The 15,274-nt window shown below is 42.0% G+C and carries 14 protein-coding genes, 1 tRNA gene and 1 riboswitch; of the genes, 12 read left to right on the plus strand and 3 right to left on the minus strand.

The features are described 5' to 3' along the window. Positions 1-58: 58 nt before the first annotated feature. Complete coding sequence (locus ACZ0NX_RS02530; RefSeq protein WP_464405311.1) at positions 59-1,669, minus strand: zinc-dependent metalloprotease; 1,611 nt, start codon at positions 1,667-1,669, stop codon at positions 59-61. 251 nt (positions 1,670-1,920) lie between these two features. On the opposite strand from ACZ0NX_RS02530, the gene ACZ0NX_RS02535 reads away from it, so the two are divergent. Next, positions 1,921-2,823, plus strand: coding sequence for a S16 family serine protease (locus tag ACZ0NX_RS02535; protein WP_464405487.1), 903 nt, complete (start codon positions 1,921-1,923; stop codon positions 2,821-2,823). Here ACZ0NX_RS02535 and ACZ0NX_RS02540 read toward each other — a convergent pair. Further along, a tRNA-Val gene (locus ACZ0NX_RS02540) sits at positions 2,814-2,887 on the minus strand. The two genes, ACZ0NX_RS02535 and ACZ0NX_RS02540, sit on opposite strands and share 10 nt — an antisense overlap. Before the next feature lie 164 nt (positions 2,888-3,051). Here ACZ0NX_RS02540 and ACZ0NX_RS02545 point away from each other — a divergent pair. From ACZ0NX_RS02545 to ACZ0NX_RS02570, 6 genes are all read left to right on the plus strand, one after another. Further along, on the plus strand, positions 3,052-4,461 hold the full coding sequence (locus ACZ0NX_RS02545) for a DivIVA domain-containing protein (RefSeq protein WP_415689086.1): 1,410 nt from the start codon (positions 3,052-3,054) through the stop codon (positions 4,459-4,461). A 55-nt stretch (positions 4,462-4,516) separates the two neighbouring features. Beyond that, positions 4,517-5,269, plus strand: coding sequence for a DNA repair protein RecO (recO, locus tag ACZ0NX_RS02550; protein ID WP_415689088.1), 753 nt, complete (start codon positions 4,517-4,519; stop codon positions 5,267-5,269). Positions 5,270-5,359: 90 nt separating this feature from the next. Further along, a riboswitch (TPP riboswitch) is annotated at positions 5,360-5,461 on the plus strand. Between the two features lie 36 nt (positions 5,462-5,497). Beyond that, the gene (locus ACZ0NX_RS02555) at positions 5,498-6,118 is read left to right on the plus strand and encodes an ECF transporter S component (protein WP_060787310.1); all 621 of its coding nucleotides are present in this window, start codon (positions 5,498-5,500) and stop codon (positions 6,116-6,118) included. 92 nt (positions 6,119-6,210) lie between these two features. Then, a complete protein-coding gene (locus ACZ0NX_RS02560) occupies positions 6,211-7,134 on the plus strand; it encodes an ABC transporter substrate-binding protein (protein ID WP_016827343.1) in 924 nt (307 codons plus the stop codon). A gap of 147 nt (positions 7,135-7,281) precedes the next feature. After that, a complete protein-coding gene (locus tag ACZ0NX_RS02565; RefSeq protein ID WP_060787311.1) occupies positions 7,282-8,487 on the plus strand; it encodes a phosphotransferase enzyme family protein in 1,206 nt (401 codons plus the stop codon). Between the two features lie 94 nt (positions 8,488-8,581). Beyond that, positions 8,582-9,376 (plus strand): isoprenyl transferase, encoded by a 795-nt coding sequence (locus ACZ0NX_RS02570; protein ID WP_004112377.1) that lies wholly within the window; start codon positions 8,582-8,584, stop codon positions 9,374-9,376. Between the two features lie 30 nt (positions 9,377-9,406). Here ACZ0NX_RS02570 and ACZ0NX_RS02575 read toward each other — a convergent pair whose 3' ends face one another. Beyond that, entirely contained in the window at positions 9,407-9,784 is a 378-nt protein-coding gene (locus ACZ0NX_RS02575; RefSeq protein WP_415689094.1) for an MTH1187 family thiamine-binding protein, read from the minus strand. A 154-nt stretch (positions 9,785-9,938) separates the two neighbouring features. On the opposite strand from ACZ0NX_RS02575, the gene ACZ0NX_RS02580 reads away from it, so the two are divergent. The 5 genes from ACZ0NX_RS02580 to ACZ0NX_RS02600 all read left to right on the plus strand — a co-directional run bounded on the left by ACZ0NX_RS02580 (position 9,939) and on the right by ACZ0NX_RS02600 (position 15,119). After that, entirely contained in the window at positions 9,939-11,459 is a 1,521-nt protein-coding gene (locus ACZ0NX_RS02580) for a glycine--tRNA ligase (protein ID WP_060787313.1), read from the plus strand. 99 nt (positions 11,460-11,558) lie between these two features. Continuing rightward, on the plus strand, positions 11,559-12,713 hold the full coding sequence (gene dusB / locus ACZ0NX_RS02585; protein WP_464405314.1) for a tRNA dihydrouridine synthase DusB: 1,155 nt from the start codon (positions 11,559-11,561) through the stop codon (positions 12,711-12,713). A gap of 228 nt (positions 12,714-12,941) precedes the next feature. Beyond that, a complete protein-coding gene (gene ftsZ, locus ACZ0NX_RS02590; RefSeq protein ID WP_464405316.1) occupies positions 12,942-14,150 on the plus strand; it encodes a cell division protein FtsZ in 1,209 nt (402 codons plus the stop codon). Positions 14,151-14,174: 24 nt separating this feature from the next. Then, positions 14,175-14,639: a cell division protein SepF gene (locus ACZ0NX_RS02595; protein WP_060787316.1), complete on the plus strand. Its 465-nt coding sequence runs from the start codon at positions 14,175-14,177 to the stop codon at positions 14,637-14,639. 186 nt (positions 14,640-14,825) lie between these two features. Beyond that, entirely contained in the window at positions 14,826-15,119 is a 294-nt protein-coding gene (locus ACZ0NX_RS02600) for a YggT family protein (protein WP_060787317.1), read from the plus strand. Positions 15,120-15,274: the final 155 nt, after the last annotated feature.

The raw sequence follows: 15,274 nt of genomic DNA on the forward strand, positions 1-15,274 counted from the left end.
GATGTGCAATTATTTCTAGCAATAGCAGTTTGCAATGTTTGCAATATTGTTAGCGCTTTCAATCAGAATTTGAATCAGATTCTGAGTTTGCGTTAGAGTCTGATTCAGAATCTGAATTGGAATCATGGCTTGGATCAGATTCATCGTCTGGATTACTACTGCTGTTAGATTCCAATAATTTGCTTAATTCGTCATCCCAATTAACGTCTTTAAGCTTTTGCTCTAAATCATTATCTTCCGTTATCTCAGATTCAACTTTATTTGTTACAGAGCTAATCTGATTGTTTTTATTGCTTTCGTTACTTTTAGCCTCGTCAACTTTATCGTCAACTTTATTGCTTTCTGCATCTTCGCTAAAATCTGGTAATTCTGGCAAAAGATCAGGGTGACTCCACATAGCATCGCGTTCTTCAATGCCTTTTTCGTTTGTGATTGAATCCCACATTGCAGCAGCCTCACGCATTGCTCTAGGCCTAAGCTTTAATCCAGTTAAAGCTTCGAAAGTTATTTCCGAAGGACCGCCAGCTGCGCGCTCGCGCCTAGTCATTTCTCTAAGTTGATCAATGTGCGGAATGTGTGCCATTCCAGCTCGCCAAATAACACAGTCAACCCAGCCTTCGCTAAGAGCAAGAAGTGTTTCAAGACCTTTTAATGCTTGTTTCTGGCCTTCTGTATCGTTTCTAGCAATCTTAGATAAATCTACAGCTCCAGAAATAGATTCTGGGCTCATTCCTTCAATGTCTCTAAGCTGATCTTCCATAGCGCTTAAATCTATAGAAATTCCAGCAGCATATTTTATTATCAACGCTTCAAAACGTGGCATAAGCCAAGGCGCATAAGCAAACAGTCTAGCGTGGGCAAGCTCTCGCAAAGCCAGATAATTCATAACTTCGCTAATATCTAATCCCCACTTTTTTGCGTAATCTATGCAATTGTATGGAATGAGCCCACCTGCAGGATTTTTAAGAAGCGAAATTCCTTGATCAAAGCTTCCGTGAACTTCGTGAGATAAATCTCCAGCAGCATAGCCTAGTTGCATTGCAAAAGAAGTGTTTGCAAGAAGCCGCATTAACTGTTCTGGTTTTTTTACGCCATCTGGCATAGGTATTGGCATAACGCCATCGTATAGGCCTTCTACTTCTAAGTCTTGGTCGTCTCCAAATTTTTCGGCTATAACATTAGAAAAAGCGTTGCTAACTGATTTAGCAACAGGATTTGCAAACTTAACCCACGAATCTATAGTTCCATCAACCCAGTCTGCTCTAGAAAGAACATCTGGAGTTCCAGGTACTGGATTTAGATTGCAGCTTGTATCTAGCCACAAATTTGCTTCGCTTAATGCTCTTCTAGCTGCATCTGCAACTTGTGCATTTACTGTTCCTCCGTCTCCAATTGCTTTTTGATGAGCAAGAGATTGAGCGAGTTTTTTGTTGATTGGCCCTTCTTTGAGTGTTTCTTTCATCTCAAAAGGCGTATTCAAGCCGCCGCTGGCAAAAGCGCTCATTAATGAATGAACCTCTTCTGGAGATGGAAGACCTCCATTTGAGCATCTTGTAAGAATATCTTCGCGAACATCAAAAGGAAGAGCTTCAAAGTTAGACCAAGCTCTTTCTCCTTCTTCGGGCCCAAAGCAGCTAACAAGCCATTGATGAATTTCTTCTTCGCTCATATGTAATCCTTATGAAGTTCGTTACTACAGTTTTAAAAATATATTTGCATATATTTGGTGTGTTTACACAGTTTTAATTGTGTAGTTTAACTATGTATAAAAGATTCTACTCGATATATGACAATTTTCGCCTAATAAATTAATAATGTGTATAACTTTTTAAAACTTTTTCAAAAACCGCGTTTTATATGGGTTTCTTATGCGGTAAGTTATGCACATTTGCGTATAGAATCATTTTTATGCCTAATAAGATGCCTAATAAGATTATGTACGTGTTTAATAAAATCAATAAAAATATATTCTCTACTTTTAAAAATGTTGCTGGAAGTCTTATTGAATATTTCTCCGCTAAGTCGTTTAGATATTTTATTGGGCTATTTGTTGTAATTGTATCGATTATTACTCTGTTTCTTCCTAGTGCGTACGTTGTTGAAGAGCCAGGGCCAACTCAAGATGTTTTAGCAAAGTCATCTGGAAAATACGTTATTGATGTTAAAAATCACCATTATAAGCCTGGTTCAAAAAGTGGAAAGCTTCTTTTAGTCACAGTAAACACATCTGGAATACCAGGCTACGAGATACCAAATTTATATGCAATTGCTTCTTGGTTTGATTCTAAAAAACAAGTTTTACCTAGGGAAGTTCTTGTTCCTGTAAATCAAAACGCAAGCGATTATCAAAAAGAAACAACAATGCAAATGCGTTCTTCTCAATCGTCTGCTCAAGTATCTGCCTTAAAATATGCAAGCAGCAAGCTTGGTGTAGATGTTAAAAACGTAAAAATCAAGTTGCACATAGACGATATTGGCGGTCCTTCTGCAGGAATGATGTACGCTTTGGGCATTTTAAGCAAGATTACAAACAATGATTTGGCTGGCGGAAGAACAATAGCAGGTACTGGAACCATTGATAATTCTGGGAAAGTTGGCCCAATCGGCGGAATACGATTAAAGATGATATCTGCAAAAAGAGATGGGGCAAGCTGGTTTTTAGCACCAAACAGCAATTGCAATGAAGTTGTTGGAAATATTCCACAAGGCCTAAAAGTTGTAAGCGTAAAAACGTTGGACGACGCGTACAAAGCGTTGGAAAAGATAAAATCTGGAAAGAATTTAGAATCTTTAAAAACTTGTAAAGCGGAAAGTGGGCGATGAGGGACTCGAACCCCCGACATCCACCGTGTAAAGGTGGCGCTCTAGCCAGCTGAGCTAATCGCCCGCTTGAAACAAGATACAGTATGGTGTGTACTAGAAAGTTGATTTACACTTTAGGCGTGTTTTGTGACTGTATTATCTAGTATGCTTGCGTGTCTTTGTGCTTATGCGTCTTAACAATCGCGTAGAGTGTATTGAATAAGAATCTGTTCAGGAGGTCTATTGTTTATGGCGAGTAAACCTGATACCGCGCGTAATTCTTCGGGTATTGAGCGTGTAGGTAAACGCAAGAAGGGTTACAGCGTAGAGCAAGTTAATGATTTTCTTGAGCGTGCTCATTCTTTGTATGAATCCAACGACATTAGTCTTACGCAAAAAGATATTCAAGATGTGTCTTTCGATTTAGAAGATGAAGGATACGCTATTCCTCAGGTAGATGCTGCTCTTTCTAGATTAGAGCGTGCGGTTGTAGATAAGACTACACAATACGAGATTTCTAATCGCGGCAAGGTTGTTTGGAAGGCGCAGGCAGACGAAGAGTATCGCGTTTTGCTGTCTCATTCTAAGCGCGATTATAAAATGCGTTTTGATTGCGCTAAGTCGCGTAAGCCTTCTTACGATAAAAAACAAGTAGATAATGTTGTTAATAAGTCGCTAGATAAGATTGCTGTTCTTCTTGGGTATAATCCAGTTTGGGGAAACAGCTTAAGTGACTTAGATAAAATTGACGCAATGTTTGTTTCTAATGTTCTGTTTACTCAGCGTTCTGGAAAGCGTGGATACGATGAGCGCCAGGTGGACTATTATCTAAATGCTTGCGTTCGCTTATTAAGCAGGCTTGAATCTTATGATCGAGTTTCTAAGTATTCAGATTTTGATTCCAGTGAATCTGTTGACTCCAGCAATTTTGGCGGCGGCGCTACAGTCAATAATGCTTTGCAAGAAAGTGCTGTTAATGCTGCGGCTCAAGCACCTGCTGAGACTAAGGCTCCTGTGTTAATGCCTCCGTCCATTCCTGTCGAGCATCACAATGAGCCTGTGGCTAATGATGCTAATGATTCTGTACCAAACGTTTATCCTAAGTCTTCTGAGCAAGATTTTGCAGATTCGCAGGATTATCAAGAATCTCCTCAAGATAAGCAGAGCGTTTTTGCGCACGTAGACAATAGCGTTAACGAAAATAACGATGATTACTTTAGTGATTTGCATCATGCAGATAAGGCGATTTTTACTCCTCATTCGGCTGGTGCAGAGCCAAGCGACGATACGGACGACGAAATGTCGCAAGCATCCACTGTTATGCCTCCAGCATTCCCTCCGTCTTATTCTGCTCAAGCTGCGCATTCAAATAATGCGGCTGATTCGTCTAGCTACGATTCTTACAACCAGAGCAATAATGGCAATAATGGCAATGGTTCCAAAACTGTTGGAGATTTAAATCTTTCGCTTCTTGCTTCTCCTAAATTTGAGCCATCGCATAGTCTTAATTTAGATATTCCAGATCTTTCGTTCCCTGTTATGAATCATTTTGATGCTTCGATGGAAGATTCTTCTAGCGAAGAAAATAAGGATTCAGACGGTTTTGACGATACTGGCGAATCTAATTTTGGCGGTTTTGTAAACCCTAATCATAATTAATTAGTTGTTTGCATTTTGCTTTAAGGATTATACAAGCTAAGAGTTATTGATTTTAATGCCGTTATATAACGATGAGGCTGTAGTTCTTAAGACTTTTCCTCTTGGGGAAGCAGATAGAGTTGTTGTTATGCTCACTAAAAAGCATGGCAAGGTTCGTGCTGTTGCAAAAGGTGTTAGGCGATTAAAATCTAGATTTGGCGGCCGCTTAGAGCCATTTATGCGCGTGAATGCTCTTTTTGCAACTGGCAAAACGTTTGATGTTATTTCTCAAGCGGTACTTGTTTCGGCTTATGCTGGGCGAATTTGCGCGGATTACGATTTGTACAGCAATGCAAACATGATTGTAGAAGTTGCAGACGATTTAGTTTCATCTTCTGGGCAGTATATGGATTCTTCTGCGCAATACAATCTTGTTGTAGCCGCGTTATCTGCTCTTTCTAGAAATTTGCACAGCGCTGACTCAATCGCATTTTCGTATGTTTTAAGGGCATTGCGGTTGGCTGGTTGGTCTCCAAGATTAAATGAATGTGTTATTTGTTCAACACGCAGTGATTTAAACTATTTTTCTGCATCTTCTGGCGGAGTTATGTGTTCTAAAGATCACGCATTAGAATCCATCAAATGTAATGATTTAGCGCGTTTTCAAATGGTTTCTTTGATTAATGGCGATTGGCAAAATTTAGATGGAATAAATATTGACGATTTAACGTCTAAATGCATTGAACAATGGTGTGAGTATTGGCTAGAGAAGCCTATTAAATCCATGCGTTTAAGCGAAAAAAATTCTAATTCACTGTATTTTGATTAGCGTTTCTATTACCTATATTAATGAGCGTTTTTGTTAGTTTTATGTTTGAATCTTATAAAATTTGTCCTCGCCGTCTGATGCAATATGAATGATATCAGGCACGGGTGCTCTTTTAAAGAGCTGAGAAGATACTGTCTAACCGTTTAACGTGAATCGGGTAATGCCGACGTACGGAGTTTTCTGCAGGGTCGCCTTTGTTTGATTGGTTAAAGATGAAAGGAGACCCTAATGGGTGCATCTGTTGAAGAAGAAACCGTTCGTCCATCCTTGCGTTGGAACGTAGCCGATGTTACGCTCACGGTTGTTGTTGCTGTAGCTTCCGGTATTATCTTCTGGGGAATTGGTTTGATTAGCGAGCCTATTTCTGCTGCTCTTAAGCTTATCCCAGTTCCAGGCGTTAGCGCTTTGTACTACGGTTTGTTCTACTTTGCCGGTCCTTTGGCTGCTATTATGGTTCGCAAGCCAGGTGCTGCACTGTTTGGCGAGTTTATTGCTGCAATGGTTGAGTTAACCGTTGGAAGCCACTGGGGCGGTATTGGTACCGTTCTTCCTGGCTTTGTTCAGGGCTTGTTTGCTGAGTTTGCATTCTTGTTTGTTATGTATCGCAAGTGGAATGTTGGTTTGACTGCACTTTCTGGCGCATTAGCTGGTTTGGGTGGCATCGTAGCCGTTTATCCGTTCTACTATGCAGGTGTTCCAATCTTTGGCGCATTCATGATTATTCACACCATTTGCAGCATGATTTCTGGTGCTGTAATCGGTGGCGTAGTTATGTGGTACTTGTACAAGGGTATTGCAGCCACTGGCGCATTGAGCCGTTTTGCTTCTGGCAAAGAAGTACGCGCTTGATTTTTGCTAGTAAAATTTGATTTAGTGGGCGGGGCATTACCTCGCCCATTTTTGTAAAGTTTAAAATAAATCAATAAAACAAAGGAGTTAATATGCTAAGAGTGCGCCTCGAATACGTGCATCCATGGACGAATCACGCAGGTATGTATCTTGCAAGAAAGCGCGGATTGTATGCGCAGTATGGATTAGATGTAGAGTTTACAAGCACAGATACAGAGCGCGGCGACGTTCCAGCATGCTTGGAGCGTGGAGAAGTAGATATAGCTCTTGTTCGATTAAATCAGCTTTTGGCTCATCAAAATGGTGCAAACAAGCTAACGTCATTTGCTGTAATGAATCAATCGCAAATTGGTGGAATCATAACAAACAAGAACACAGGAATCACGCGTTTTAAAGATCTAGAAGGAAAGCGCGTAGTAATTCCTATGGGAGTTAAGCGCTTATACACGGAGCTTCAGCAGGCGGTTGCGGCCGACGGCGGTGATTTTAGCAAGCTGATTACAATTGACCCAGGCCCATGGGAGCCAGATATTCGAGCCGTAGAGCGCGGAATGTGCGATGCGTTTATTAACGTAGCTTGGTGGGAGCCATACCAGGGATCTTTGCCATTTGACCAGGTTGTTGTTCTTCCGTTTGATTCGATTGGTGTGGCACCGCATCATTCTTACTATGTTTGCGCTCGCCAAGAAATGATTGAGAGAAATCCGCAGCTAATACGCAACTTTGCAAGCGCAACCGTTAAGGGCTATGAGATGGCAGGAAAAGACCCTCAGGCTGGCGTTGATGCTTTGCAAAATGCGCTTTGCCACATTAGCCCAGAGGCTTTGCGCGCCTCGCTAGACGAAGTAATTCCATCTTGGTATGACAAGAACGGTCGCTGGGGTACAGCAGACATGGCATTGGTGGAAAACTACACTCGTTGGATGAGCGAAAATGGCCATTTGAGCGTGCCTCTTGATTGCGCTCTTAAGAGCCTAGAAAACGGATGCGTAACAAACGAGTATTTGCCAGAATAGTCGGATAGCATGTGCTCGAATCGCAAGCATAATAACAATTGCAAGCGAAAGCGCAAGCGCGATTAAATATCGCGATTAAATATCGCAATTAAATATTGCAATTAAATATCGCAATTCAATGAACCTGTGGCAATAATTGGAGCAAATATGGAAAACGAAAGCAACGACCCTCAGCTAGATATTGTTGCTCAAAGATGGGCAAATGTTGATTTAGATGAAGCAAACACGGTTTGCTCGCTTTTAGAGGAGCCGTTAAAAGTAGATTGCATTCTAAGCCATAGTTTGCGTCCAATGGCCGCAGGTTCATTGGTTCGTGCACATTACAAAGATGATTCGTTAAAGGAATCGCAAAGTCTAGACGTTTATATTAAAAGATGCAGCACAAAAGTGAGGCAGGCAAGCACAATTAGGCCGTATCATCGTTTTGCGGAACATCTTTTAAAAAACAAAATAAGCACACCAAAGTACTTGTATTTTAATAAAAATAGCGAGTCTTTAGTCTTAGAAAAAAATGTTCAAATAGAAGGAACTCTTCTTGTAATAGACGATTGCGCTTACGAAGTCACCTTAAAAGCTAGCGGAGAAGATCGCTACAAAGATGCATACACTTGGGATCCACCTAAAACGTGCGAAGAAGCCAAAAATCTTGGAGTAGTGATGGCAAAAATCGCCTTAGCTTCGCAAGGTTTTGACGAGCCAAATCCTAAGGAATTTAACGCGTTTCAATCAAGATTTAGTCTTTGTGCAAGCGAAGACGTGCAAAAAGCTGCAGAAGTTTGGTTAAAAAATAGACCTGATTTAGCAAAATTCTTAAAAGAACAGAATCGCGATTTTATAAAAGATATAGGCGAATTTGCTCCAACATGTAGAAAAATCTACGATTTGGGGTACGCAAATCTAAAAAAGCAGTGGACTCATGGAGATCCGCATATATCTAATTTTATGTGGGAAGGTAGTGCTCCAAGCGCAGTGTTTGACCTTGCAATGGCCTATAAAAACACAGCAATCTACGATTTGGCAATGACTTTAGAACGCAACACAATTCAATGGGTAGATATTGCAAACGGCAAAGAAGATTCGTATAGAACAGACTTAGTAGAAGCAATTTTGCAAGGATATTCCAGTGTTCGAGCACTAACAGATGTTGAAAAAGAATTGCTGCCACTTGTTCTTAGCGTAAGTCAAATCGAGCAATGCGTAGAATTTGTAGACTATTACTTAAAGTCAAATGGGTCTTACGATTTTAAGATTTGGGGCTACGATACTGGCTTCTTGGAGCATGCTAGATGGTATAAATCTTGCTTTGGAGAAAGATATTTGAATTATCTAACAGAAGTTTTGCAAAAAATATAACGGATTTTTTTTAGCGTGCTTTTTTAGTGTGCCTTTTGGTGTGCTTTGCAAAACGCTTTAGCTATTCGTTCAATGGGGTTGTTAGATTTTAAATATGAGTTTTGAAAACGTTGATTACACGTCGTTAAATATTCCAGCGGCTCCATTTAGTGATCCTAGCCGCGTTCCAGATTTTCCTAAAGGCAAAGTTCCTCGCCATGTAGGTGTGATTATGGACGGCAATGGCAGATGGGCTAAAGAGCGCGGAATGATTCGCACAGAAGGGCATAAAGCGGCGGAACCAGTGGTTTTCGACACTATTGCGGGCGCTATAGAAGCAGGGGTTCGTTATTTAAGCTTGTACACGTTTTCTACCGAAAATTGGAAGAGATCTCCTCAAGAAGTGCATTTTTTGATGGGATTTTCTAGAGATATTATTCACCGCCGAGTTGCACAGATGAACGAGTGGGGAGTGCGCGTGCGCTGGGCTGGAAGACGACCAAAATTGTGGAAGTCTGTTATTGATGAGCTAGAAAAAGCTCAAGAGATTACAAAAAATAATACTACTATTGACGTTGTTTTTTGCTTAAACTACGGTGGTCGCGCGGAAATCGCAGACGCTTGCGCGGCAATTGCTAGGGAAGTTAAAAGTGGCAAAATTAAGGGCGATCGCATTAGTGAGAAGATGATTGCAGAACACTTATACAATCCAGATATTCCAGATTGCGATCTTGTTATTCGCACTTCGGGAGAGCAGCGAACAAGCAACTTTTTGCCTTGGCAGGCGTCTTATGCGGAGCTTGATTTTGTGCCAGAACTCTTCCCAGATTATGGCCGCGAAGCGCTTTGGAGGTCTATTGACCGTTATGCGCATCGCGACCGAAGGTTTGGTGGCGTAAAAAACGCTTAAACGCTTAATTGCTTAATTGCTTAATCGCGATTAATCGTTGTTGCTTTCGCGTTCTTCAAGAATCTTGTCTACAAGAGCGGCTTTTGCTTCCATTTGCCCGCTAAAACCAGGGCGAATATCTAACTTTAAGATAACACCTGTGCGATAGCCTTTTTCAACAAGAACCATAGTTGCGTCTTTTACAACTTGCATAACGTCGTCAAATTCGCCTTCAATGTTTGTAAACATTGAGTTTGTTTCGTTTTTTAATCCAGAATCACGAATCACTTTAACGCAGTCTGCCACGTATTCGCTAAGTTCTTCGCCAACTCCGCTAGGAGAAATGCATAATGCTGCAACGGTATTAGTTTTGTGGCCATTCTTATTATCTTCTTTAGTGCCTTTATTGCTAACCGCGTTTTCGCTCATCTTCAATCCTTTCTAAGTGCAAATGTGTGCGCAAAACTATGCTTATACATTATTCTATTCGTTTAGCTTATATTTATTTTTATCAGCGTCACAGGGTTTTTCTATAATTAACACCGTTTCACCCGAATTTTCTAGATTTACGAAAAGGTGCATTGTGGCTGTTTCAAAGCTTGATGAAGTGGTGTCCTTAGCTAAGCGCCGAGGATTTGTGTTTCCAGCTGGCGAGATTTATGGCGGAACCCGCTCCGCGTGGGATTATGGCCCTTTGGGCGTGGCTTTAAAAGATAATATCAAGCGCGAATGGTGGCGTTATATGGTCACTACTCGTGGCGATGTTGTTGGAGTAGATACCTCCGTTATTTTGCCTTCTCAAGTTTGGGTTGCTTCTGGTCACGTTTCTGTGTTTAACGACCCTCTTATTGAATGCTTAAATTGCCATAAGCGCCATCGTGCAGACAAGCTTGAAGAGTCTTATGCCGAAAAGCATGGCGATAAAATGCCAGAGAATGGCTTAAAAGACATTGCTTGCCCAGATTGCGGAACTCGCGGAAACTGGACGGAGCCTCGCGACTTTAACATGATGCTTCGCACGCATTTAGGCCCTGTAGAAGACGAAAACAGCTTGCACTATTTGCGTCCAGAAACAGCTCAGGGTATTTTTGTTGACTTTAAGAACGTTATGACTTCTACTCGTCAAAAGCCACCATTTGGCATTGCGAATATTGGTAAGTCTTTCCGTAACGAGATTACGCCTGGAAACTTTATATTCCGTACTCGCGAGTTTGAGCAGATGGAAATGGAGTTCTTTGTAGAGCCTGGAACAGACGAAGCTTGGCATCAGTATTGGATTGACACTCGCGTAAATTGGTACGTTGATTTGGGTGTAAAGCCAGAAAACTTGCGTATGTACGAGCATCCTAAAGAGAAGCTAAGCCATTATTCCAAGCGTACGGTAGACATTGAATACAAGTTTGGATTCCAAGGGTCTGACTGGGGAGAGCTTGAAGGCATTGCAAACCGTACCGACTACGATTTGTCTGCTCACGCTAAGCATTCTGGCGAGGATTTGAGCTACTTTAACCAGGCAACGGGCGAAAAGTACGTTCCTTACGTTATTGAGCCGGCTGCTGGCCTTACCCGTTCGCTTATGGCCTTCCTTGTAGACGCTTACGACGTTGATGAGGCTCCAAACACTAAGGGTGGCGTAGATAAGCGCACGGTTCTTAGACTTGACCCTCGTTTGGCTCCTGTTAAGGCTGCTGTTTTGCCATTGAGCAAGAAGCCAGAATTGCAATCGGTTGCTCAAGATTTGGCTGCGGATCTTCGCCAGCATGATTGGGTTATTGATTACGATGAGGCTGGTGCTATTGGCCGCCGTTACCGCCGCGAAGACGAGATTGGCACTCCTTTGTGCATAACAGTTGACTTCGATACTTTGGAAGACAACGCTGTTACAATTCGTGAGCGAGACACAATGCAGCAAGAGCGCGTTTCTTTGGATAAGGTTGCGGATTACGTAGCTAGCCGCATTAACGAAAAGCGCGTTAAGTACCCACAAGGCCCAGTAGAGATTGTTGGTACGCGTGCTGCCGACGGCGGTGTGGATGTTTCTAAGGAAGCTGGTGTAGACGAGTCGCAGCCTGTTAAGATTGCTCAGGCTGGAGGCTTGTACTAATACGCGCCTAGTAAAAATCGATAAATCGCTAGTTAAATTGCTAGCTAAATGCTAACAAAATAACTAGCAAAATATTAAAGTGAATGGAGTTAAAGCAATATGGATTTTTCTATTAAACCAGTGGATTTAGGGAAAATTCATATTGCAACTCCTGTTGTTTTATCTCCAATGGCTGGTATTACTAATTGGCCATTTAGAGTTCTTTGCCGAGAATATGGGCCAGATGGCTTGTATGTTGCAGAAATGATTACTGCGCGCGCGTTAGTCGCAAGAAATCCTAAGGCGCTTAGACTTTGCCGTTTTGCTCCTAGCGAAAAAGTGCGCTCTTTGCAACTTTATGGAGTAGATCCTTTAATTGTGGAGCAGGCTGCTCGAATTGTTGTTGATGAGAATATGGCAGATCACGTTGACTTAAACTTTGGCTGCCCAGTTCCTAAAGTTACAAGGCGCGGCGGCGGTTCGGCTCTTCCTTGGAAAACAGATTTGCTTCAAGAGATTTTGCATCGTGTTGTAAGCGTGTGTAATCCAGCAGGAATCCCGGTTACTGCTAAGTTCCGTGTTGGAATTGACGAGGATCACCAGACTTTTATGCAAGCTGGCCATATTGCGCAGGAAGAGGGTTGTGCTGCTGTTACTTTGCATGCGCGTACCACTGCAGAATACTACGGAGGCCATTCCGATTGGAATCGCATTGGCGAGCTTGTAGAGGCCTTGAATATTCCTGTTTTTGGTAATGGCGATATTTGGGGAGCGGATGACGCTTTAGCAATGTTTAAAGAAACAGGATGCGCGGGAGTTGCCATTGGCCGCGGCTGCCAGGGGCGTCCTTGGATTTTTGCCGATATTCGCTCTGCTTGCAATGGTAGTAATAATCGCGTTAATCCAAGTCTTGGGCAAGTTGGCAAGGTGATTTTAAGGCATTTGAATCTTCTTGTTGACTTCTATGACGGCGACGAGCGAATGGCTGTTCATGACTTGCGAAAGCATGTTGCGTGGTATTTAAAGGGGTTCCCAGTTGGTGGCGGAACTCGCAAAAGCTTTATGGAATGCGAATCTATTGAAGATGTTCAGCGCAATATTGATGCCTTAGATTCCTCGCTTAAGCTTCCTGAGCAGGTTTTAGACACGCCGCGCGGCCGAGTTCGTTTTGCAAAAAAAGTTCATTTGCCATATGGCTGGTTAGATTCAAGAATTACCACCAGCGAGGAGCGCAAAGAGCTTTTTGGCAATGATCCGTTGGATGCTAGTTACTAGAATTTTTCTAATGTTTTCTAGGGCTTAGAGGCTGTTAACAACGGCATTTAAACTATTGCTTAATGTTCCAAACTTTTGTTGGTAAAACGCTTTAAATATTTGCGTATAGCACGGTGTATTATCGAATCGGTGACATTTTTTAAGTTTTTATTTGTAAAACGTCGCCATTATCGAGCGTTTTGCGCTAAAGTATTGCGTAAACGTGCGTGTGAGTGACAGGAGACAACGGTGAGCGAGATTGCCCAGACTGACAATTTCAACGACAAAACCATAATCAAGGTAGTCGGCGTCGGTGGAGCCGGTGGTAACGCCGTCAACCGAATGATCACCGAGGGTTTGCAGAACGTAGAATTCGTAGCAATCAACACTGATGCTAAGGATTTGTTGCGTTCCGACGCTGATGTAAAGATTTCATTATCTGATGCTTCAAGTCGTGGTCTCGGTGCTGGTGCTGATCCAGAAAAGGGCGCTAAGGCGGCACAAGACCATCAATCCGACATTGAAGAAGCATTAAAGGGCGCCGATATGGTGTTCGTAACTTGCGGCGAGGGCGGCGGAACTGGTACAGGTGCAAGCCCTATTGTTGCGCGAGCTGCACACCAGCAGGGTGCTTTAACAATCGCAGTGGTTACAAGGCCATTTGGCTTTGAAGGCCCTCAGCGTGCTGCTTCAGCGAAACTTGGTATTGAAAATCTTCGTAAAGAAGTCGATGCTTTGATTGTTATTCCAAACGATCGTTTGTTGGAAATTTCAGATCGAACCATCGGAATTATTGAGGCTTTTAAGACTGCAGATACAGCTTTGCTTGCAGGTGTTCAAGGTATTACAGATTTAATCACTATGAATTCTTACATTCATGTTGATTTCTCTGATGTTACCGCCGTTTTGCGCGGTGCAGGTACCGCCCTGTTTGGAATTGGCGCTGCAAAGGGAGAAGACAGAGCTACTCAGGCTGCCGAAATTGCTATTAGCTCCCCATTGCTTGAAGAAAGCATTGAAGGCGCTCATGGTGCTTTGATTAACATTGCAGGTCCAAGTGATTTAAAGCTGCAAGAAGCAAGCGCAGCAACCGAGCTTGTTCGCAAGGCAATTCATCCAGAAGCCCAGATTATTTGGGGTCTTTCTTTGGACGATTCTTACGGAGACGAAGTTCGCGTTACAGTTATTGCCGCTGGCTTTGATTCCCACCCTAAGGTGGAAGACGATAAAGCAGGTGCTTTTGTAGACATGCAAGCTGGCGTTGAATCTGTTGCACCAGCTCAGTCAACAACTCCAGCTGTTCGCGATGTAAAGCCTGTTGTTGCTGAAGAAGCTTCGGAACCTGTTTCTTCTATGTTTGATTCTGTTGATTCAAGCCAGCAGTATCAATCGTCGGCTTCTAAAGATAAGCCACAAGATGAACCAGACGAATTGGATATTCCTGATTTTCTACGTTAAGCATAGCGATAGGAGGGCAGCTTAATGGCTGGCTTTATGAAGAACATGATGTCTTACGTAGGCATGAGTGATGTTCAAGACGACGATGATTTCGTTGATTCTCAAGCGCAGGAAACTTCGTTTGACAACGATCACAACGTTGCTCCTATGAATCTGCATAATTCAGAATCGCAGTCGGGTAATGGATCTGTTTCTCGCGCTGGAGTAGGCCGCATGAGTCGCATTACAACGATTCATCCAAAGTCTTATGACGATGCTCAACTAGTTGGCCGTGCCTTAAGGGACGGAACTCCAGTTGTTTTGAATCTTACTGGCGTTAGTGAGTCTGTTGCGTATCGCATAGTTGACTTCTCTGCTGGAGTTGTGTTTGGTGTTCGTGGATCTATTGAGCGAGTAACGCCAAGAGTGTTTCTTTTAAGCCCTTCGCAGGTAAACATAAAAGTTGAAGATGCTCCTAATGGCGGTTCTGCTCGCGATTTGTTCTCGTAATTACACACGCAGAATGAATGGCGGTTTATAGCATTCATTGTTAGACGTAACTTGAGTTTAAGGCAGAGTCTCTTTGAGATTTCTGCCTTAAATTATCTATAACAAAATCTGATTAAGTTTTACTTGTGATTGCTTACTTGTGATTGATTGCAGAAGTTTATTTGGTTTATCTATGGAAGTGAATTTATGATTTTTAATATCTTAATGTTAGTTGTTAATCTTTTTTTAAGCGCATACTTAACAGTGCTGTTTATTAGAGCGATTTTAGACTGGATTCCAATCGTATTCCATTCTTTTAGGCCAAATGAAGTTATTAGAAAATTTGCCCAAATCATATATTACTTAACGGAACCGCTTTTGCGATTTGCACGCAGATTTATACCTCCTGTAAGGCTAGGAAACATAAGTTTAGACGTGAGTTTTATGGCGGTTTACTTTTTGATAATTGTTTTACAGGTCGTTTTAAGCGTTCTTTATTAGTGCTTATTAATGTTGTTTTTTTAATGAAGCGGCATGATAGTTTTTAATTTAGAAAAATATTGGCAGATTTCGTAAAAAATAATCATTTTTTGCTCTATTTTTTCTATGGACGTGATAGCATCGAAGAGATATATCAAAAGGGCTGCGCGCCCAAA

Source organism: Gardnerella rara (assembly GCF_055452355.1).

Coding starts and splice junctions, on each gene's coding strand:
- ACZ0NX_RS02530 (WP_464405311.1), bottom strand. CDS start 1,669: ATGAGCGAAGAAGAAATTCATCAATGGCTTGTTAGCTGCTTTGGGCCC.
- ACZ0NX_RS02535 (WP_464405487.1), top strand. CDS start 1,921: ATGCCTAATAAGATTATGTACGTGTTTAATAAAATCAATAAAAATATA.
- ACZ0NX_RS02545 (WP_415689086.1), top strand. CDS start 3,052: ATGGCGAGTAAACCTGATACCGCGCGTAATTCTTCGGGTATTGAGCGT.
- recO (WP_415689088.1), top strand. CDS start 4,517: ATGCCGTTATATAACGATGAGGCTGTAGTTCTTAAGACTTTTCCTCTT.
- ACZ0NX_RS02555 (WP_060787310.1), top strand. CDS start 5,498: ATGGGTGCATCTGTTGAAGAAGAAACCGTTCGTCCATCCTTGCGTTGG.
- ACZ0NX_RS02560 (WP_016827343.1), top strand. CDS start 6,211: ATGCTAAGAGTGCGCCTCGAATACGTGCATCCATGGACGAATCACGCA.
- ACZ0NX_RS02565 (WP_060787311.1), top strand. CDS start 7,282: ATGGAAAACGAAAGCAACGACCCTCAGCTAGATATTGTTGCTCAAAGA.
- ACZ0NX_RS02570 (WP_004112377.1), top strand. CDS start 8,582: ATGAGTTTTGAAAACGTTGATTACACGTCGTTAAATATTCCAGCGGCT.
- ACZ0NX_RS02575 (WP_415689094.1), bottom strand. CDS start 9,784: ATGAGCGAAAACGCGGTTAGCAATAAAGGCACTAAAGAAGATAATAAG.
- dusB (WP_464405314.1), top strand. CDS start 11,559: ATGGATTTTTCTATTAAACCAGTGGATTTAGGGAAAATTCATATTGCA.
- ACZ0NX_RS02595 (WP_060787316.1), top strand. CDS start 14,175: ATGGCTGGCTTTATGAAGAACATGATGTCTTACGTAGGCATGAGTGAT.
- ACZ0NX_RS02600 (WP_060787317.1), top strand. CDS start 14,826: ATGATTTTTAATATCTTAATGTTAGTTGTTAATCTTTTTTTAAGCGCA.